This window comes from Deinococcus alpinitundrae (assembly GCF_009982895.1).
Lineage (GTDB): Bacteria > Deinococcota > Deinococci > Deinococcales > Deinococcaceae > Deinococcus > Deinococcus alpinitundrae.
Window position 1 is genome coordinate 1 of record NZ_WXZL01000025.1, and the last position, 18,686, is coordinate 18,686.

22 protein-coding genes and 2 tRNA genes are annotated in these 18,686 nt (G+C 64.3%); 11 read left to right on the top strand and 13 right to left on the bottom strand.

The genetic code is table 11. From position 1 onward, the window contains the following. Positions 1-185: 185 nt before the first annotated feature. The 5 genes from GUI70_RS17900 to GUI70_RS17920 are packed head-to-tail and all read left to right on the top strand — an operon-like array spanning position 186 to position 4,600. Positions 186-1,394 (top strand): glycosyltransferase family 4 protein, encoded by a 1,209-nt coding sequence (locus GUI70_RS17900; protein WP_161883683.1) that lies wholly within the window; start codon positions 186-188, stop codon positions 1,392-1,394. Next, entirely contained in the window at positions 1,391-2,416 is a 1,026-nt protein-coding gene (rfbB, locus tag GUI70_RS17905; protein ID WP_161883684.1) for a dTDP-glucose 4,6-dehydratase, read from the top strand. The genes GUI70_RS17900 and rfbB overlap by 4 nt, the downstream gene beginning before the upstream one ends. Beyond that, the gene (rfbA, locus tag GUI70_RS17910) at positions 2,413-3,330 is read left to right on the top strand and encodes a glucose-1-phosphate thymidylyltransferase RfbA (RefSeq protein WP_161883685.1); all 918 of its coding nucleotides are present in this window, start codon (positions 2,413-2,415) and stop codon (positions 3,328-3,330) included. Before rfbB ends, rfbA begins: the two co-directional genes overlap by 4 nt. Next, positions 3,327-3,878, top strand: a complete 552-nt coding sequence (locus GUI70_RS17915; RefSeq protein WP_161883686.1) for a dTDP-4-dehydrorhamnose 3,5-epimerase family protein — start codon at positions 3,327-3,329, stop codon at positions 3,876-3,878. The genes rfbA and GUI70_RS17915 overlap by 4 nt, the downstream gene beginning before the upstream one ends. Further along, on the top strand, positions 3,875-4,600 hold the full coding sequence (locus GUI70_RS17920; protein WP_161883687.1) for an SDR family oxidoreductase: 726 nt from the start codon (positions 3,875-3,877) through the stop codon (positions 4,598-4,600). The genes GUI70_RS17915 and GUI70_RS17920 overlap by 4 nt, the downstream gene beginning before the upstream one ends. Here the strand turns inward: GUI70_RS17920 and GUI70_RS17925 are convergent. The 3 genes from GUI70_RS17925 to GUI70_RS17935 form a co-directional block, all read right to left on the bottom strand. After that, positions 4,587-5,489, bottom strand: a complete 903-nt coding sequence (locus GUI70_RS17925; protein ID WP_161883688.1) for a hypothetical protein — start codon at positions 5,487-5,489, stop codon at positions 4,587-4,589. The two genes, GUI70_RS17920 and GUI70_RS17925, sit on opposite strands and share 14 nt — an antisense overlap. After that, positions 5,482-6,678 carry an O-antigen ligase family protein gene (locus GUI70_RS17930; RefSeq protein WP_237725017.1) on the bottom strand — a complete coding sequence of 399 codons (1,197 nt, stop codon included), beginning with the start codon at positions 6,676-6,678 and terminating at the stop codon, positions 5,482-5,484. The genes GUI70_RS17925 and GUI70_RS17930 overlap by 8 nt, the downstream gene beginning before the upstream one ends. A gap of 98 nt (positions 6,679-6,776) precedes the next feature. Further along, positions 6,777-6,851 (bottom strand) — tRNA-Glu (locus GUI70_RS17935). Between the two features lie 205 nt (positions 6,852-7,056). Here GUI70_RS17935 and GUI70_RS17940 point away from each other — a divergent pair. Further along, the gene (locus GUI70_RS17940) at positions 7,057-8,472 is read left to right on the top strand and encodes a phosphoglucomutase/phosphomannomutase family protein (RefSeq protein ID WP_161883689.1); all 1,416 of its coding nucleotides are present in this window, start codon (positions 7,057-7,059) and stop codon (positions 8,470-8,472) included. 42 nt (positions 8,473-8,514) lie between these two features. On the opposite strand, the gene GUI70_RS17945 is transcribed toward GUI70_RS17940, so the two are convergent. The 5 genes from GUI70_RS17945 to GUI70_RS17965 form a co-directional block, all read right to left on the bottom strand. Beyond that, positions 8,515-8,604: transfer RNA gene (locus GUI70_RS17945), tRNA-Ser, on the bottom strand. A 57-nt stretch (positions 8,605-8,661) separates the two neighbouring features. Next, entirely contained in the window at positions 8,662-9,210 is a 549-nt protein-coding gene (locus GUI70_RS17950) for a DUF402 domain-containing protein (protein WP_161883690.1), read from the bottom strand. Next, positions 9,207-9,806 carry a phosphoribosylglycinamide formyltransferase gene (gene purN / locus GUI70_RS17955; protein WP_161883691.1) on the bottom strand — a complete coding sequence of 200 codons (600 nt, stop codon included), beginning with the start codon at positions 9,804-9,806 and terminating at the stop codon, positions 9,207-9,209. The genes GUI70_RS17950 and purN overlap by 4 nt, the downstream gene beginning before the upstream one ends. Positions 9,807-9,831: 25 nt before the next feature. Next, positions 9,832-11,202: a dipeptidase gene (locus GUI70_RS17960; RefSeq protein ID WP_161883692.1), complete on the bottom strand. Its 1,371-nt coding sequence runs from the start codon at positions 11,200-11,202 to the stop codon at positions 9,832-9,834. Positions 11,203-11,241: 39 nt separating this feature from the next. Continuing rightward, positions 11,242-11,478, bottom strand: a complete 237-nt coding sequence (locus GUI70_RS17965; protein WP_161883693.1) for a hypothetical protein — start codon at positions 11,476-11,478, stop codon at positions 11,242-11,244. A 36-nt stretch (positions 11,479-11,514) separates the two neighbouring features. On the opposite strand from GUI70_RS17965, the gene GUI70_RS17970 reads away from it, so the two are divergent. The 3 genes from GUI70_RS17970 to GUI70_RS17980 are packed head-to-tail and all read left to right on the top strand — an operon-like array spanning position 11,515 to position 13,129. Further along, entirely contained in the window at positions 11,515-11,775 is a 261-nt protein-coding gene (locus GUI70_RS17970; RefSeq protein WP_161883694.1) for a hypothetical protein, read from the top strand. Beyond that, a complete protein-coding gene (locus tag GUI70_RS17975; protein WP_161883695.1) occupies positions 11,772-12,467 on the top strand; it encodes an SDR family oxidoreductase in 696 nt (231 codons plus the stop codon). The genes GUI70_RS17970 and GUI70_RS17975 overlap by 4 nt, the downstream gene beginning before the upstream one ends. Next, positions 12,464-13,129 (top strand): HAD family hydrolase, encoded by a 666-nt coding sequence (locus GUI70_RS17980; RefSeq protein ID WP_161883696.1) that lies wholly within the window; start codon positions 12,464-12,466, stop codon positions 13,127-13,129. Before GUI70_RS17975 ends, GUI70_RS17980 begins: the two co-directional genes overlap by 4 nt. A gap of 49 nt (positions 13,130-13,178) precedes the next feature. Here GUI70_RS17980 and GUI70_RS17985 read toward each other — a convergent pair whose 3' ends face one another. Beyond that, positions 13,179-14,375, bottom strand: a complete 1,197-nt coding sequence (locus GUI70_RS17985) for a peptidylprolyl isomerase (protein WP_237725018.1) — start codon at positions 14,373-14,375, stop codon at positions 13,179-13,181. Positions 14,376-14,454: 79 nt separating this feature from the next. Here GUI70_RS17985 and GUI70_RS17990 point away from each other — a divergent pair, with 79 nt between their 5' ends. Together GUI70_RS17990 and GUI70_RS17995 are read left to right on the top strand one after the other, a co-directional pair. Continuing rightward, a complete protein-coding gene (locus GUI70_RS17990; RefSeq protein WP_237725019.1) occupies positions 14,455-15,516 on the top strand; it encodes a lipid II:glycine glycyltransferase FemX in 1,062 nt (353 codons plus the stop codon). Further along, positions 15,513-16,262 (top strand): shikimate dehydrogenase, encoded by a 750-nt coding sequence (locus GUI70_RS17995; RefSeq protein WP_161883698.1) that lies wholly within the window; start codon positions 15,513-15,515, stop codon positions 16,260-16,262. The genes GUI70_RS17990 and GUI70_RS17995 overlap by 4 nt, the downstream gene beginning before the upstream one ends. A gap of 272 nt (positions 16,263-16,534) precedes the next feature. On the opposite strand, the gene GUI70_RS18000 is transcribed toward GUI70_RS17995, so the two are convergent. From GUI70_RS18000 to GUI70_RS18015, 4 genes are all read right to left on the bottom strand, one after another. Then, positions 16,535-17,005, bottom strand: coding sequence for a transcription elongation factor GreA (locus GUI70_RS18000; RefSeq protein WP_161883699.1), 471 nt, complete (start codon positions 17,003-17,005; stop codon positions 16,535-16,537). Positions 17,006-17,111: 106 nt separating this feature from the next. Continuing rightward, positions 17,112-17,438 carry a stage V sporulation protein S gene (locus GUI70_RS18005; protein WP_161883700.1) on the bottom strand — a complete coding sequence of 109 codons (327 nt, stop codon included), beginning with the start codon at positions 17,436-17,438 and terminating at the stop codon, positions 17,112-17,114. Positions 17,439-17,559: 121 nt separating this feature from the next. After that, positions 17,560-17,973: an NADH-quinone oxidoreductase subunit 15 gene (locus tag GUI70_RS18010; RefSeq protein ID WP_161883701.1), complete on the bottom strand. Its 414-nt coding sequence runs from the start codon at positions 17,971-17,973 to the stop codon at positions 17,560-17,562. A gap of 82 nt (positions 17,974-18,055) precedes the next feature. Continuing rightward, positions 18,056-18,631: a hypothetical protein gene (locus GUI70_RS18015; protein ID WP_161883702.1), complete on the bottom strand. Its 576-nt coding sequence runs from the start codon at positions 18,629-18,631 to the stop codon at positions 18,056-18,058. Between the last annotated feature and the right edge of the window lie 55 nt (positions 18,632-18,686).

The window sequence follows — 18,686 nt, forward strand, 5'->3', positions numbered from 1 at the left end:
AGGCCGTTGTGGTGCATGCCAAGTTAGCAATCTTGAAGGTGACGCACCTAGCTTGAACGCGCTCCATTACGGATCCTACACAGACCGCTAATCAAATACGGGCAATCTAAGGATGTAACATGGGACAACGGGAGGAGGTCGTGGGCATAGATTCGGCCTCACTCCCTTTGTCTTGAAAGGGGATCATGGAGAGAGACAGAAACAATCTAAAAGTCGCCGTCATCCACGAATGGCTGGTGACCCATGCTGGATCGGAGCGCGTTCTCGAACGAATGCTGACCGCTTTCCCGCAGGCGGACCTTTTCAGTCTGGTTGATTTTCTTGGGCCTGAGCAGCGAGGCTTTATCGGCCACCGTTCAGTCACCACCTCGTTTCTTCAGCATCTCCCCAAAGCCAGAACGGCGTTCCGACAGTACTTGCCTTTAATGCCTCTGGCCATTGAGCAGTTCGATCTCTCAGGCTACGATCTAATTCTTTCGAGCAGTCACGCCGTCGCAAAAGGCGTACTGACCGGTCCGGAGCAGTTGCACGTTTGTATGTGCTACTCGCCCGTACGTTATGCCTGGGATTTACAGCACCAATACTTGCGGGAATCCGGCCTGGAGCAGGGCGTTAAGGGAGCCGCAGCCCGGGCGGTGCTTCACTACATCCGGCTGTGGGACACGCGGACGGAGCCGGGCGTGGATTTGTTCATCTCTATTTCTGACTTCATCGCTAAGCGGGTCAGGAAAGTTTATCGTCGGCCCTCGCTGATTCTTTATCCTCCAGTCGACACCTCCGCGTTTACGCCTGCTGAGGAGCGGGACAATATCTACATGACCGCCTCACGGATGGTGCCTTACAAACGCATTGATTTGATTGTGGAGGCGTTCTCACGGATGCCCGATAAACGCTTGGTGGTGATAGGTGATGGCCCCGAGATGCCCAAGATCCGGGCGTTGGCGGCACCCAACGTCACCATCATGGGCTATCAGCCGTTTGACGTGATGCGCGAACAGATGCGTCGTGCCCGCGCCTTCATTTTTGCCGCTGAGGAGGATTTCGGGATTGCCCCGATTGAAGCCCAAGCTTGTGGTACGCCAGTTATTGCTTATGGGCGCGGTGGCGCAGTAGAGACTATACGCGACGGTGAGACAGGCCTCTTTTTCGAGGAACAGACGCCCCGCAGCTTGATGGACGCCGTGTTCCGCTTTGAAGACCGGAAAACAGATTTCAACCCGGCAGCTTGCCGTGAAAACGCGCTTCGCTTCAGCAACCAACGCTTTGACCACCAATTCAGACAGGCGATGGATGCGGCGCTACTGGCCTGGCAGAGTGGGCGCAATCCAGAAGACCTCATTGCGCCGCTCTCCGTGGAGTTCCACGGTGCAACCTTGGAGAGGAAGCCCATATGAAAAATCTACTCGTCACCGGGGGCTGCGGTTTCATCGGCAGCAACTTCGTGCGTTACTGGCTCACCCAACATCCTGAGAGCAAAGTTGTCGTCTACGACAAGCTGACCTACGCCGGTCGAAAGGAAAACCTGGCCGATCTGTGGGACCAGCCCAATCTCAGCTTGGTGGTAGGCGACATCGGCGATATGGACGCCGTGCGCCGTGCCTGCCAGGACAACCAGATTGACCTGATCGTCAACTTTGCGGCCGAGACTCACGTGGACCAAAGCATTCTCGGGCCGCTGGTTTTCACCGACACCAACGTGCGTGGCACTCACGTGCTGCTGGAAGTCGCCCGTGAACTGGGCATCCGGCTTCACCACATCAGTACCGACGAGGTGTATGGCCATATCAAGGACGACCACCAGAGTATAGAGACGGACGAACTCGCCCCGCGCAGTCCCTACGCTGCTAGCAAGGCCGCCGCCGATCAACTGGTGCAGGCCTACGCCATCACTTACGGCATCCCGGTGACCATCACGCGCGGGGCCAACAACGTGGGGCCGTACCAGTATCCGGAAAAGGCCGTGCCGCTGTTTTCCACCAACGCCATTCTGGGTGAGGCTATCCCGGTTTACGGCGACGGCCTGCAAATGCGCGACTACGCTCACGTCTACGATCACTGTACCGGCATCGAAACCGTACTGCTGCGCGGCACCATCGGCGAGGTCTACAACGTCGGTACCGGACGCGAGATGACCAATCTGGAAATGGTCGATATTGTGTTGGACACGCTCGGCAAGGACCACAGTCTGGTCAGGCACGTCACCGACCGCCCCGGCCATGACCGGCGCTACAGCATGAACGTGGATAAACTCAAGTCGCTGGGCTGGCAGCCGAAGTACGATCCACGGCAGGCAGTGGCTGAGGCCGCCGGATGGTACGCCGAGAACCAGGCCTGGTGGGAGCCGATTCGTAGTGGCGAGTTCCGCGAATACTATGAAAAGCAGTACGCCGAGCGTCTGGCTGGAGCCGGTCAGTGAGCGTAGCAGCAGATGCCGCCACTACTTCAGCGCGCCGGAGCATCATCCTGGCGGGCGGCAGCGGCACCCGGCTGTATCCGGCGACGCTGGCGGTCAGCAAGCAGCTGCTGCCCATCTACGACAAGCCAATGATCTACTACCCGCTAACCACCCTGATGCTCGGCGGTATCCGCGAGATCCTGATCATCTCGACGCCCGATGACACCCCACGGTTCAAGCAACTGCTCGGCGACGGCTCGCAGTGGGGTATTCAGCTGGAGTATGCCGTGCAGCCCAAACCCGAGGGCTTGGCCCAGGCCTTCTTGATCGGCGAGGACTTCATTCGCGGCCACCATAGCGCCCTGATTCTGGGCGACAACATCTTCTACGGCAACGACCTCTCGGATTTGATGGAGGCCGCCAATCAGAAGACCGAGGGGGCCACCGTCTTCGCCTACCAGGTGGGTGACCCCGAGCGCTACGGCGTGGTGGAATTCGATAGCGCGGGCAAGGCCGTCTCATTAGAAGAAAAGCCCGCCCAGCCCAAGTCGGACTTTGCGGTCACGGGCCTGTATTTCTACGATCAGAATATCGTGGACGTGGTGAAGAGCATCAAGCCCTCGCCGCGCGGCGAACTGGAAATCACCGACGTCAACATTCACTACCTCAACGCCGGGCTGCTCGACGTGCAGACGATGCGCCGGGGCTTTGCCTGGCTCGACACCGGCACCCACGAAAGCATGCTCGAAGCCAGCAGCTTTATCCAGACCATCGAGCACCGCCAGGGCCTCAAGGTGGCCGCGCCCGAGGAAATCGCCTGGCGCAACCACTGGATCAGCACTGAACAACTCATCGAGCAGGCACAGAAGCTGGCCAAGAACCAGTACGGCAAATACCTGCTCAAACTCAGCAAAGAGCACCGGAGCCATCCATGACCCTCAATCTCAAAATCAAACTGGCCAGCGAGTACGCCCAAGCCCTCAAGTTCGAGAGCTATCCCGCTGCGCCGCAGATCGAGGGCGTCTGGTTTCAGGCACTCAGGAAAAACCGCAGCGAGAACGGCGCGTTCATGGAGTACCTGCGGCTGGACGAGCAGGGCGTGCAGGGCTTGCCTGGTCAGCTCATGCCGCGCCAGATCAGTGTCTCGTGGGCCGCCCCGAAGCGCATCAATGCGTTTCACATTCACGTCAAAGATGAGCAGAACGAGATCTGGTGCGTGCTGTCGGGTCAACTGGTGATCTGGCTCGTCGATTGCCGCGAGGGTAGTCCGACCCTGGGCGTCAAGCGCAAGCTGGTCTTCAGCGGTGAGCAGCCGATGATGGTACATATCCCCAGCGGCGTGGCGCACGGCTATCAGGCAGGCGAGGCTGGAGCCACCCTAATCTACACTATGGACGCCCAGTTCGATCTGGCCGACCCCAACGAGGGCAGGCTCCCCTGGAACTTCTTCGGGGACGAGCTGTGGGCCGAGGACATGGGGTGAAGATTCTCCTGACCGGCGGCAGCGGACGCCTCGGCACAGAGTTGCGTACCCTGCTTCCCGGCGTAATGGCCCCCAGCAGCGCGGAGCTGAATCTGACCGACGCTGCAAGCGTCTTGGGAGTGGTGAGCCGTGAGCAGCCGGACGTCATTGTCCATACGGGGGCCTACACCAATGTGGGCGGCGCAGAGAAGGAACGGGCGCAGTGCTGGGGTGTCAACGTGGAGGGCACCCGGCATGTGGCGCAGGCGGCCAACGCGGTGGGTGCGAAGCTGGTTCACATCAGCACCGACTACGTGTTCAACGGTCAGACCGGGCAGTACCGCGAGGACGATACGCCGGGCCCCGTGGTCAACTACTACTCGCTGACAAAACTGGTGGCCGAGGAAGCCGCCCGCGCCGCCGCGTCGCACCTGATCATCCGCACCAGCTTCCGGCCCCGCGAGTTCGCGTATCCGGTGGCCTTCAGCGACGTGTTCACCGGGCAGGATTACGTGGACATCATCGCGCCGGACATCGCTCTAGCGGTGCAGCATGCGCTCACCATTTCGGACGAGGTGCTGCATATCGCCACCGAGCGCAAGAGTGTCTATGAGCTGGCGCGCCGACGCAAGCCGGACGTGCGCGAGGGCACGCGGGCAGAGGCGGGCGTGACGCTGCCTGGGGACGTGAGCCTAAACACAGAGCGGTGGGAAGCGTTGAAAGCTGGTTTCAGGTCCGCCTAGGTCTGAAGAAGAGCAGACACAGCAAGCTGCCGAGCATCAGAGTCAGTATTCCTGCTGCCCAGCCATTGGTTTGAAGATTTGGTGTAGTGGGCCTGATTTCGAGTTTTTGAACATAGAACTGCACGTTGGGGTCGTCCTGAGCTGTCGTCAAAAAAGCTTGGGCTGGCGGTGCAACGGGTCGACTATTGACCTTGAGCACGTGGACGCCATTCTTACCCGGTGGGGTGGCAGGCAGATTGAACCGACCGACCAGCAAATTCCCCGGCGTCCCGGTCGGCAGTTCGTAAACGGATTTGCCGTCCAAAGAAAAGGTAAAGCCCTGATGCTCAAAGCGGCGGAGCAGACGGTACTCCACGGTCAGCGAGCCACTTTGCTCGGTCAGCTTCTCGAGGCCCAGAGAACTTGCCGAACTATAAGCCGAACCAACGAAGTTGCTGGGTTGCGGTCCATAGAGAATGTTCGGACGCACTTGAACGGATTTGAAATCGAGCTGACCCAGACCCACTGAGATATCGGTGTTGTCGTTTTTGGCAAACGGTTTTCCGAGTCCATCTAAGTTGCTCCGGTTGGTCAGGATCTCAAGTGTGTTGGAACCTCTCTTCAGTTCAATCAGCAATTGGGAACGGAATTCGCTTGCTGACTTGGTGAGGCGCGAGCCGCGAAAAATAACCTGACCGTTGAGGACCAGTTCGGCCCATTGGCCTTCATAGGGCAAGGATAAATTGAAACCAAGCTCGCCGGGCTGGTCTTTTGGAGCAGCCAACACGAGCTTGGCTCGGTGCCCCAGAAGCCAGCGGCCCCAAGCTTCCTGTCCCCGGAAATTGACTTGCTCGACTGAACTGAGATTCAAGGTGTGGTCGAACGTCGGGCTGATCTTGGAATCAGCCATCGTGGGTCTCCGTTGGCCGCGCGCGCCACACGCTGATCCCCAGCGCCACCCACCACAGCTCGGCGAAGTGCGGACTGGGCACAGCGATCACCACGTCCACGAAATTCATGGCGGTGTAGCCGAACAGCACGGCGATCAGCAGAGGGTCGCGGCTTTTGGCTGCCGACCACAGCCCGTAACCGTAAACGAGCAGCAGCCCACTCAGGCCCACCACGCCGGTTTCCATCAGCCACTGCAGCCAGGCGTTGTGGGCGATCAACCACAGGCCGCTGAAACCGCCGAGCCACTCCGGGCACTGAATCTGGTTGGCGGCCAATACCGGGTTGAGCTGGCAGCCGCCCTTGAACAGGTAAGTCAGGTATGGCCCGCCCTGATACGCCCCCACCCCGCCGAGGGGTGAGGTTTGCCAGGCGGCGAGGGCATCAGCCCAGACGAAACTACGCCCGCTGGTCTGGTCATCTATCAAGCGCAGAATCGGCGTGAACTTGAGTTGCAGGGCGCTGACCACATAAATGGCAGTGGCCACCACGCCCAGCGGTACCACCACCCAGCGTCGGCTGCCCCGCACCCCGGCCAGCAACAGCGCCGCGACGCTGCCCACCACCAGCGCCAGCGTCGGCCCCCGACTCCCAGCCGCCAGCAGCGTGGCGACGGCGATCAGGCCCGCCACGCCACGCCACCAGGCCGCTCCACCGCGCCAGAACATCACCAGCCATAGCGAGGTAACTGCCACCAAGCCCAGCGACACCGGGTAGTAGTAAGGGTGGTTGAGCCGCGCCGCGACCCCTGCGACGCCCTGGGTCAGCAGGGTATAGCCCCAGGCCGTGATGAAGATGACGAGTTGCCCCCAGAGGAGCGGGCGCAACTGGCGGCTGTCTTGCAAAAACACGCCTGCCGCGACCATCGCCAGAATCAGCAGGGTGCGAACGCCCCCGAAAGCCAGTGAGAGCAGCGGGTTGGGTGTCAGCAACGCGGCCAGTACCTGCGAGGCAGCAAAATAAAACAAGATCCAGCGGGCTACTTTCGGCAGATTCCGCAGCGATCCGAGGGCCCCGAAGGCGGCCAGGTAGAAAAATGGGAGCACCGGTACGGCGGCGATCAGCCAGGACAGCCAGCGCGGCGGCGCGAACGGCATGGCTGCGGGGTGAGGAACAGGCGCGGGAACAGCTGGGGCGGCGGGCAACGGCACGTCCGGCAGTATTCCACGAAGGCGCGTGTCACAGGGCCGGGCCAACACCAGCCAAAAAAGACCTCCGCCCTGCACGCGGCAGAAAACGGAGGCAATGGTGGTGACCCCAACGGGATTCGAACCCGTATCGCTACCTTGAAAGGGTAGTGTCCTAACCGTTAGACGATGGGGCCACACCTGTCGGGTCAAAAAACCGGTGAAGGTTTCGATCGCCGCCCTTTCAAGGGGTGCTTTTCAGCACGGAGGGAATAATAGTGGGGAAAGGGGTGGGTGTCAACACTACCCGTGCCTGACACTCAGGCGGAGCGGGCGGCGAGCCAAGCATTTGCTAGGCTGTGGGCGCAGCAAGACTCCCGACCTCTTTTCGGAGAATTCACTATGCCCATCACATTCGGAACCGACGGCTGGCGTGACATCATCGCCGAGGATTTTACCTACGCCAATCTGCGTCTGGTCGCACAGGCCCATGCCCAGATGCTGCGGGTTTCGGGTGACAGCTCTGTGGTGGTGGGTTTTGATCCCCGCTTTCAGGGTCACCATTTTGCCCGCGTTGTCGCTGAGACGATGGCGCGTCAGGGCCTCGATGTCTGGCTGGCCGGAGCCTACCTGCCGACGCCCGCCCTCTCGTTCGCGGCGCTTCACGTGGGGGCGGCGGGCGGCGTGATGATCACCGCCTCGCACAACCCGCCGATTTACAACGGCTACAAGCTCAAGGGACCGTATGGTGGCAGCGCCACGCCAGAGATGGTGGCGCGGGTGGAGGCGGCCCTGGCGCGGCCTGAGCCTTACAGCGGGCCAGCCGGGAAGATTCAGCCGCTCGACATTCGCGAAGCCTATTTCCAGCAGCTTGACCGGCAACTCGATCTTGCGGCCCTGCGCGCTTACCGGGGCACGGTCTACCACGATGCGATGGGCGGCGCGGCGGCGGGCTGGCTGAGCGACTATGTGCGCAGCCGCGCCCTCGGCTTTGAGCTGCGCGAGGTGCGTGGCCAGCCGGACCCGCTGTTTGGCGGCGTCAACCCCGAGCCGATTGCGGCCAACCTCGGCCTGCTCATGGCGTTGCTGGGCCGTGAAACGGGGCAGACCTTCGCCGTCGTGACCGATGGCGACGCGGATAGGGTCGGGGCCGTCACGGCGGGTGGGCAGGTGTTCAACAGCCACCAGATTTTCGCGGTGTTCATCAAGCATCTATATGGGCGCGGGTTGCGGGGCCGGGTCGTCAAAACCGTATCTGGCAGCCGCATCATCGAATTGCTGACCCACAAACTGGGTTTGGAGCTGCTGGAAACGCCGGTGGGCTTCAAGTACGTCACTGACGCGTTCTTGGAAGGGCAGGCCGACCCCGCCAAGGCCGTGATGATCGGCGGTGAGGAGTCCGGCGGGTTGTCATCGCGCGGCCACATTCCCGAGCGCGACGGCCTCTTGAACAGCCTGCTGCTAATCGAGGCGGTGGCGATGAGCGGTCAGGGTCTCGGTGAGCTGTTTGCCGAGATCGAGGCGGACGTCGGCTTCAAGCATGTCTATGACCGGGCCGATCTGCACCTCAGCGCCGGTTTCGACAAGGCCCGGCTCCTCAGTCAGGCGGCCGCTTACCGCGAGGTGGCCGGGCACGCAGTTGAGGGCGTCAACACCCGCGACGGAGTAAAGCTCGACCTTTCGGGCGGCGCGTCGGCCATGTTCCGCGCGTCCGGCACCGAACCGGTGGTGCGCGTCTATGTGGAAGCCCAGACGGAAGCGGACGTGCGTGCCATTCTGGACGAGGCGACCCGGCGGGTGCGGGCGCTCGACACATAAAAGCGCAGCGGGCCGCCCCAACTCGGAGTGGCCCGCTGCTGCTGGCGGAACGGGAGGGATTCGAACCCTCGATAAGCTTGCACCTATACACGCTTTCCAGGCGTGCTCCTTCAACCACTCGGACACCGTTCCAGCGGCGACCAAGTTAGCGCGTCCGGTGGCCTGGATGCAAGTCTGTCAGCCGGGAAGTCAGGTGTACGGGTCTTGCAGGTAGCGGCGCACCACTTCCAGCGGCGCGAAGGTCTGGGCGTGGAGGGCGGCGAGCACATGCCGGATCTCGGCCCAGGCAAAGGCGTGCTGCCCCGGCGTGACCTGTCCGGCGCGCAGCGCTTCGTCCAGCTCCTCTTGATCAATCACCTCGGTATCCGTCACCCGCCAGTGCCCGTCCTGTTGCACCTCCACCAGACCAACCACGTCCAGGTAGAGGTCGTCCATCCAGGGGAGGCCGTCCACGCCGACGCCGCTGGCCTCGCCCACGTCCACGTAGAGTTGCTGGATCCGGCCTGCCGCGTCGAGTTGCACCGTGAGCGCGTGGGTGGCCCCGCTGGGCGCGTAATGGACCCAGCGGTAGCCGGAAGCCAGAATGCAGCGCGCCTGACCCGCGACGGTCACCCACTTCGGCGTCGTCACCTCACCCGCCCGGTAGTCCACCAGCAGGCCGCCGGGCAGACTCAGGGTGGTTTGCTCGCCGCTGACGGCGCGCGACCAGATGCGGCGATCGAACACCTTGCGTTTCATGCCGTGGCTCCGGCTGGTTTCTGTCCAACCAGCTGTTGCAGGGCGGCGATCATCAGCGGTCCCTCGGTGGCTTGCACGCGGGCGCGCAGGGTCGCCACCGTGTCGCCCGGCAGCACCGCCACCCGCGACTGTGCCACCACCGCGCCCTCGTCGATGCCCGCCTCGACCTGATGCACGGTTGCGCCGCTGACAATGTCGCCTGCCGCCAGCACCGCCGCATGCACCAGGTCGCCGTACATGCCGCGCCCGCCGTATCGCGGTAGCAAGCTGGGATGCACGTTGAGCATGCGCCCCCGGTAGGCCGCCAGCGTCAGTGGCCCCAGCGCTTTCATGTAGCCGCTCAGCACCACCGCGTCAATCCGGTGGGCGTGCAGGGCGGCCATGATAGCGGCGTCCAGCTCATCCGCGTTGGGGTGGGCGGCGCGGCTGAGGTGCAAGTGTGGCAGCCCCGTGTCGGCGGCCCACTGCATCACGGCGGACATACTGTTGTTGCTGATCAGCAGCGCGGGGGTGGCCGCCAGTTCGCCGCGCTGACAGGCCGCCGTCACCGCCCGCGCCGTGCTACCGCCGTGCGAGGAGAGAAAGCCTAGACGCATCGAGCCAGACCTCATCGCCCGGACTTCACTCGGCCTGTGCCAGTGCCTGCAACAGATAAGCGCTGGTCAGGATGCCGTTGTGGTAGTCGGCCACCGCAAAGCTCTCGTTGGGACTGTGCGGAGCGTCCTCGTTGAGGCCGAAATCTACCAGCACCACCGGCGCTTTGAGAATGTCCCGGAAGGCCGCCACGATCGGAATCGAGCCGCCGCCGCGCGTGAAGGCCGGGGCCTTGCCGTAGACCTGTTCGAGCGCTTTGCCCGCCGCCCGCACGTAGGGGTTGTCCAGATCGATCTTGACCGGCTGGCCGCCGTGCAGCCCCTTGACCTCCACCTGGACGCCCTCGGGGGCCAGGGTAGGGATGTAGGCCTGAATCAGCTTGGTGATGTTCTCGGGGTCCTGGCCCGGCACCAGCCGCATGCTGATCTTGGCTCCGGCCTTGGCGGCGATCACGGTCTTGCTGCCCTCGCCCTGGTAGCCGCCCCAGATGCCGTTCACGTCCAGTGTGGGGCGTGCCCACAGCCGCTCCAGGGTGGTGTAGCCCGCCTCGCCCGGCAGCCCGGATGCGCCGATGCTGTCCGCGAAGGCCGCGTCGTCGTGCGGCAACCCTGCCCACATGTCGCGCTCCTCCTGGGTGATCTCGTCGATGCCGTCGTAGAAGCCGGGAATGGTGATGCGGCCCGACTCGTCCTTGAGCTGGCTGACGATCTGGCACAGGGCATTGATCGGGTTGGGCGCGGCCCCGCCGTAACTGCCGCTGTGGAGGTCGCGGTTGGCCCCCTGCACGTGGACTTCCACATAGCTCAGGCCGCGCAGGCCGTAGGTCACGGTGGGCACGTCCGGCGCGAAGCGCGAGCCGTCGGAAATGACGATCACGTCGCAGGCCAGTTGTTCGGCGTGGTCGCGCAGGTACGGCTCCAGATTCTTGCTGCCGACCTCCTCCTCGCCTTCCAGCAGGAACTTGACGTTGAGCGGTAACTCGCCTTGCTTGAGCAGCAATTCCGCGCCGCGCAGGTGGGCGTAGGCTTGCCCCTTGTCGTCGGTGGACCCGCGCGCGTAGATGCGGCCTCCACGCACCGTCGGCTCGAACGGCGGGGTCAGCCACTCCTCGAGCGGAGCTTCGGGCTGCACGTCGTAGTGGCCGTAGATCAGCACGGTGGGTCGGGTGGGGTCGCCCAGGCGCTCGGCGTAGACCACCGGGTGTCCGGCGGTGGCCTCCACGCGGGCGATGAAGCCCAGGGACGCCAGCTTGGCCTGCAGGAAGTCGGCGGCGCGGCGCATGTCGGGCACGCGGGTGGGGTCGGCGCTGACGCTGGGAATGCGCAGCAGATCGAACAGTTCGGCGTTGGCGCTGGCTTGCTCGGCGTCGGTCAGGGACAGATTCTGAAGCTGGCTCATGCCCGCGATTCTACGCCGGAGCACGGGTGGGGGAGAGCATCAGCGTCGCTGCGGGGTCTTTGGCCTGGCCGTCCGCTCGTTGCCGCGCCGGTAATTGCCAGTGGCACGGGCCAGCAGCTGTTGCCGGGCGTCTTCGGTGGCGGCAGCCTGAAGCGCTTTCAGCAGCTTCCCGGCCCGCTCACCACCCAGCGTCATGATCACTTTCGCGCCGCGTGAAATTCGCAGCCGCCCGTCTCGGGTCGGCTGGTAGGTGAAGGGATCGTCCGCGAGACCCATGCGTGAAGGTCAGTCTAGCCGCGTGACGCTTCTTCCATGTGCTCCGATCTCACGCCCTACCTCGGCCAGATGGTGCGGGTCGTGGTGGACCGCCCGCTCGGCAGCGTCCATCCACGCTGGCCGGGGCTGATCTCTCCGGTCAGTGACGGTGAACTGCCCGGTACACTCGGCGGCGAGAGCAAGGACAAACTGATCGTGGTGCGGCCCGGCACCGTTTGGACCGAGGCGCAACTCTGGAGTGCCGTTCAGTTTCAGGAGCGCTTCTCCGCTTCCCGGCTGGTTACACTGCCCCCATGACTGCCCTCACTTCCCCGGCCCCCGTTACCCTGATCACCGGAGCCACCGGCGGTATCGGCGGAGCGTTGGCCGAGGCCTGCCGCGACCACCACCTGATCTTGCAGGGACGGGATGCAACCAAATTGGACGCCCTCTGTGCCGGGTTGCCCGACGCCCGCCCGCTGCTGCTCGATCTGACCCAGCCTGAGACGTTCGCGGCGGCGCTGGCCGGTTTGCCGCTGCTGAACAATCTGATTCACAACGCCGGAGTGGTCGAACTCGGTGCGGTGGCCGCGCAGTCGCACGAACTCTGGTCACAGACGCTGGCCGTCAACGTGGTGGCCCCCGCCGAGCTGACCCGCCTGCTGTTGCCGGGGCTGAGACAGACGCGCGGCTGTGTGGTGTTCGTCAACTCCGGAGCGGGCCTTTCTGCCAGTGCCCATTGGAGCAGCTACGCCGCCAGCAAGTTCGCCCTGCGCGCCCTGGCCGACGCGCTGCGGGCCGAGGAGGTGGCTGCGGGTGTGCGCGTCACCAGCGTCTATCCGGGCCGCACTGCCACGGCCATGCAGGAAAAAGTCCGTGGGCAGGAGGGAGCCGAATACCAGCCTGCTGACTTCATTCAGCCCGCGACCCTGGCCGCAGCGGTGCGCTTCGTGCTGGACACCCCCCGCGACGCACAGATTCCTGAGCTGACCCTGCGGTCCGGCGTTTGAGGGCGCTCAGAGCGGTACTCTTCGACCTCGACGGTACCCTGCATGACCGCCCGGCGACGATTGCCGGGTATCTGTGTGGTCACCTGTCACGCTTCGGGCTGCCCGCTAGTTATGCCGAGCGTTTCACCGAGCTGGACGACTTCGGCTACCGGTCCAAGCCGGAAGTGTTCGCGGCTCTGGTGACCGAGTATCGGCTGCCGCACGACCCCGCCGCCCTGTTGGCCGACTTTGGAGAGCACAAGCTGGCCGCCGTCCGCTTGATGGCCGGAGCGCACGAGCTGTTGCGGGAACTGCGGCGGCGCGACCTGAAACTCGGCGTGCTGACCAATGGCCGCACTGAGCTGCAGACTGCGGTGGTGGAGCGCCTCGGCCTGCTGCCACTGATCGACGATCTGCTGATCAGCGAGGCCGCTGGAGTCGCCAAGCCCGATGCGCGCTTCTACGGGCTGGCGCTGGCACGACTGGGCGTAGAGGCTCCAGAAGCGCTGTTCGTCGGTGACTCGCCCACCAATGACATTGTCGGGCCGCAGGCGGCAGGGATGCGGGCGGCTTACCTGCCCACTGGCCACCCGCTGCCGCCGGGCGTGGTCCCCGATTTCGTCTTGACGGGGCTGAGCGACATGCTGCGGCTTGTGCCTTGGGCAGCCGATTCAAAGCTGTAAAAAAACCGCCCACCTGACCAGAGGTGGGCGGGCGTAAACCAGCTGCGGCTCAGGGCGCAGGAGGCGCGTCGGTAGGCGCGGCGTCCATTGGGGCAGTGTCACTGGGAGCCGTGTCGCTGGGTGCGGCGTCGGTGGGCGCGGGCGCACTGTCAGCAGGCGCAGTGTCGTCCGTCGGGGCAGGCGTGGGCGCGGCAGGCAGGCGGTCGGCGTACACGGTCAAGTTCAGGCGCTTGATCTGGGCGTCCACATACTTCTGGGCAGCATCGGCGGCGAGCTGGTCACGGATCTGGGGAGCCACCTCGCTCAGCGGCGCGACGCCCGCGTCGGTGCGCTTGGTCACGACCAGCACGTGGTAGCCGAACTGCGACTTGACGGTCTGGACCTGATTCAGCGGTCCCTCGAAGCTGGCCTTGTCGAATTCCGGCACGGTGTCGCCGGGCGCGAGGCAACCGAGGTCGCCGCCCTGCACGGCGCTGCCGGGGTCCTTGGACTTCTCCTTGGCAATCGTCGCGAAGTCGCCGCCCGCTGCCAGATCCTTGACGATCTGGGTGGCCTCGGCCTCGGTGGGCACCAGGATGTGCTTGACGCAGGCCTGGGCCTGACGGGTAAAGCTAGCCTTGTTGAGGCTGTAGAACCCAGCCACGACGGCGTCACTGAACTTGAAGCGGGCTGACAGGGCCTTAAGGTAGGCGCTGGTGATCTGCTGCTCTTGCAGTGACAGGCGGTAGTCGGTCTCGTCGGCAAAGCCGCTGCCTTGCAGGGCGGCGGTAAATTCCTCGTCACTCTGGAACTGGCCCCGGTCGGCCGTGAGCTGGGTGTCGATGGCGGCGTCGTCACTGGTGTACTGGCCCTTCTCGGCCAGTTGAAGCACGGCCTGCTGGCGCGCGAAGGTGTCGAGAAATTGCGGGCGGTACTGGGCGAACCCCGCTTCCATATCGGCGCTGTAGGGCATGCCCTGGGCGTTGGCGCTGCGGGCCACCGCCATCCGGAAGGAGCGGTCGAACTCGGCCAGGGTGTAGTCGGTGCCGCCCACCGAGGCGACCACGGTGGTGGGGTCGGCTTCCGGCGCCGCCGTGTCGCTGGCTGGGGTCGCAGGTGCGGTCGTGGCCGGGTTGGCGGGCGTGGCGGGAGCCGGCTGTGCTGGCGTCGTCTGGGCGGGCACAGGGTCGGTGGTGGCCGGGGCATCGGTCTGGGCTGCCGCCAGCGAGGTCAGGGCCAGCAGGGCCGTCAGGAGGTAAAGTTTCACCTCCCTACTGTAGCGCCCAAAGTCATCCGGGCGCTTTGAACATCCGTCCATCTTCCTACCCCCTGCTACAATCCTGACCGTGCCTTTAGAGCTGCTTTCCACCCAAGACGCCCGCGCCTACGACGAGGTGGTGGCCCGAATGCCGATCACCAGCGCCCTGCAAGGCTGGGGCTACGGCGAGGCCCGCCGCGAACTGGGCCAGACGCCGACCCGCTACCTGCTGCACGACGCCGGGCAGACCGTTGGGGCGCTACAACTCATCCGCAAGCGCCTGGTGCCGGGCTTCGATCTGCTCTACGCTCCGCGCGGCCCGGTGCTCGACAGCATGGCCCGCTTGCCGCAGTTGGCTCCGGTCCTGCGGAAGGTGGCCCGCCTCAACGATAGCCTGATCAAAATCGAGCCGCCCTTTGCCCGCAGCCCCGAGCTGATTCCCGAACAGATCGGTCCCTGGCACAGAACCGAGGCCGAGCAGCCGGAGCACACCATCACGGTGAATCTGGCGCGGCCCGAGTCGGAACTGCTCGCCAATCTGCACAGCATGGCGCGGCGCAATGTCAAGGCGGCGGGCAAGTTCGGGGTCGAGGTCGTCAGCGGCGGGGCCGAATTGTTTGACGAATTCTGGACCATCTTCACCGCCACCAACGAGCGTGCCCAGCTCGGCGCGTTTCCGCAGGCCTACTACCGCACCATGCTGTGCGATGGCGCGGCCCACGGTGGCGACGCCTACATCGTGTTGGCCCGCCATGAGGGCCGGGCGCTGGCCGGGGGCTTCTTTCTGGCGATGGGCGCGGTCACCAATTACCTCTTCGGCGGCAGCATCAAGGATGACCGGCCCGGCCTGGGCGGCGGCGAGCGTAAGGACGCTAAGGCGCCCACCGCCTTTTACTGGGGGGCCATGCTTGACGCGCGGGCGCGCGGCTACCGCACCTTCGACTTCTGGGGCATTCCGCGCCAGCTCGACGAGGGCAAGCACAGCTTCGGCGTGTACCGCATGAAGGAGAACTTCGGCGGCGAGAAACTCTGGTTTCCCGGCTACGAGCTGAGTCTCAACCCGCTCAGTCCGCTGATCACGCGCGGCCTGCGCTGGCGCAAGACCCAGAACAACCTGCGCAAGCGCGGTGTGCCGGGGGACGTGCTGTGAGCGAGGCAGCGCTGGCCCTGATCGGCTACCCGGTGGCCGCTGCCCGCGCCCTGCGCGAGTTCGGCCTGGTGGTGCTGGGGGTGGCCGCCGCCCCGCTGCCGGAAGTGTTGTCCGCCTGCGGCGCGCTGGGCTTTGCTGGAGCGCTGCTGCACCCCAGCTTGCACGCCCAGGCCGCCCCGCACCTTCAGCTCGACCCGGACGCCCGCCGCGCTGGACTCAGCGACGCCGTGGCCTTTGCCGGCGGGCCGCGCGGCACCTACGCTGCTCCCGAAGCGCTGCTCAATGCCGTTCAGGACAGCAGTTATGCCGTCAGGGGCGCGCACGCCGTGCTGATTGGCTCGGCGGTGGATTTGCGGCTGGGCTTGGGGCTGGCCCGGCTCGGTTTCAAGGCCATTACCGTGGTCGCCGACACCCACCGTGAGGCCGAGGCCATCTCGCGTGATTTGCCTGCCGGACTGGCTGCCTTCGCCCTGACCCGCAGCGACGCGGCCTTGCGCGGACTGGCCGAGCGTGCCGATCTGCTCATTCTCACTGGGGGCAGCCTGCCCGCTGATCTGGTGCAGCCGTACCATACGGTGCTCGACCTGATGGGGCAGGCCACTCACGCGGTGCAGCGCGCCGGGGCCACCCTGCTGAGCCTGCCGGATTTTCCGGCCCGCGTGCTGGCCCGCCAGCTCGAGCATGCCAGCGGCCAGCGCTTCCGCCCGGAACTCCTCGTCGAGGTCGCAGCGGCCATCAACAGTTGACGTATGGATGTTCACAGTTGTTTTCTGACGTGGCCTTCATACTGGAGTCAGAAATGAATTTACTGACCCTTCTGCTGATCCTCTGGATCGGCCTCAACGTCGTACTGCTCGCCATTGCTGGAGTGGCGGCCTTCGTGCGACGCCGTGAACCTGTTTCCTACGAACTGTCCTGAGTACCTGACTTCGCCGCGCCCGATCCAAATGAAGCCGCGCCCCATTTTCGGGAGCGCGGCTTCTCTATCTGGCGTGGTCTGGCCGGGTTCGGGTAAGGTTCAGTCGTAGACGACTTCGAGCAGCGTGAAGTCGGCGCTGCCCTTGGGAAGCTGCACCGTCACGCTGTCGCCAACGCGCTTGCCCAGCAGCGCCTGACCGATCGGCGACTGGTCGCTGATCCGGTTCTTGAGCACGTCCACCTCGTAGGTCCCGACGATCTCGAAGGCCCGCTCGGTGCCTCTGGCATCCCGGACCTTGATCTTCGCGCCGAGGCCCACACCGTCCTGGCCGCTCTCGTCGACGATCACGGCGCGCTCGAGTTGGTCTTCGAGTTCGATGATGCGCGCCTCGTTTTCCGACTGCTGCATGCGGGCTTCGTCGTAGGCGGCACTCTCGCGCAAATCGCCGTCGGCCAGGGCGCTGCCCATGTAGTCGCTGATCTGCTCACGGCGAGTGGTTTTGAGGTGATTGAGTGTGTCGGCGAGTTTGTCGTGCCCGCGCCGGGTCATCGGAAGTTTGGCTCTGGTCATGCGATTTCCCAGTATAGACGTTGGCAGGAGGGGGAACGGACGCCCGAGCACAGCCAGGTTCTGACAGCGCCGTTCATGCCGTTCACAGTGTCGTCACCCGCTGTACTTACGCTTCCGTCTGGGTGGCCGCCGCCTCGACGGCTGTGCCGGGCAGACTGCCTGGCAACGCCACCTCGCGCCGCACCAGAAACCGGACGGCGGTGCGCTCCTCCTGGGCCACATCGAGCTTGATGAAGGCAGGCTGGGCACTCAGGTCTAGGCCGTCGCCACGCAGGTAGCCGCGCGCGATGGCCAGCGCCTTAACCGTCTGATTGACGGCAGACGGTCCGATGGCCTGAACTTCAAGGACTCCGGCGCTGCGAATCAAGGCGGCGATGGCCCCCGCCACCGCGTTGGGCCGTGATGTTCCGGAAACGCGCAGCGTCTCGTCCATGGCGTTCCTCCCGATTGGTCGTGGAGCCACTGTACGTCGCCGTTCACCGCGAAATCAATTTTGAGCCGGATTGCATGGAGACTTGCTCTGGAATCAATCAAAGCCGGATGAAGCTGCCGCGCTAGGCGTCCACGCCCTCCTGCACACCGTCGAGGATGCTGGCGAGGCGCGAGCGGGTAAAAGGCCGCTTGCCTTCCAGCAACTCGCCTGCGTGCGTGTGCAGATGCCAGTGCTTGCTGCCGCCCATGACCCGCAGTGACACCCCGCCGAGGTCCACGTGCCGGGGGCTGACCGCCGCCAGAAACAGCGCCTGACCGCCTTCCGACTGCTGGGGGTCGGCGCGGTTGAGACTGACGCTCATGGTCGTGGTGGGTAGGTCGTAGGGCCGCTCCATGCGGTAGATGTAATCGGGAAAGTCGGCCACCTTGCTCAGCTTCAGGCCGCGTGCGGCGGCTTCCTCGCCGAGCCAGCCGAGCAGTGTGAGCCAGGAGCGGTACAACGCGTCTTTGGCAGCATCTGGGGTTGAAGTGGACATGTGGGTGCAGTGTAGCGTGCAGGCGCGCAGAGCAGCCACAAAAAAACCGCCCACAGTGGGGCGGTCCGAAGAAGCAAAAAGCTCAGAGCTTTTCGTTGGTTACGCTGGTCACGGTGCAGTTGGTGTACACCGGGATGGAAGGCAGAGTGGCCAACTTGCTGTTGGTGCTCGCGACCGCGCTACCGCTATGAAGCGTCAGTTGAGCGTAGAAGCTGCCCGCCCCACCGCTGGTGGTCACGTTCTTGATGGCCACGTTAGGGTTGGGCTTGACCACGATGGCCTGGGGCAGCAGTCCGGTGCTCGAATCGGCGGTGAAGACCGTCTTGAAGTCGTTGCCGCTAATGGACTGGAGCTGACTGCCCTGCACGCTGGTCTTGTAATTGCTGTCGTAGGCGTTGCTGGTGTTGCCCAGCAGACCGATATCGAGGCTGCTGATGGTACCGGTAGCGGTGTAGTAAACGGCGACGTTGGTGATCTCCGTCGTGCCGGGATTGAGGTTGGTCGTGTCGCAGGCCACGTACTTGCCATTGGAGTCCCTGAACTCGGTTTTCAGGTCATTGAACTTGACGGTGGCCGAGCCAGTGCTGGCGCTACCGCAGGCGGCGAGCAGAAGGGGAAGGCCGAGGGTAGGCAAGAGCATTTTGGCGCTGAGTTTCATGGAGTCTCCTGTGAAGTGGGGGCGGTGGCGGGAAAGCAGCTGGAACGAACAGAGG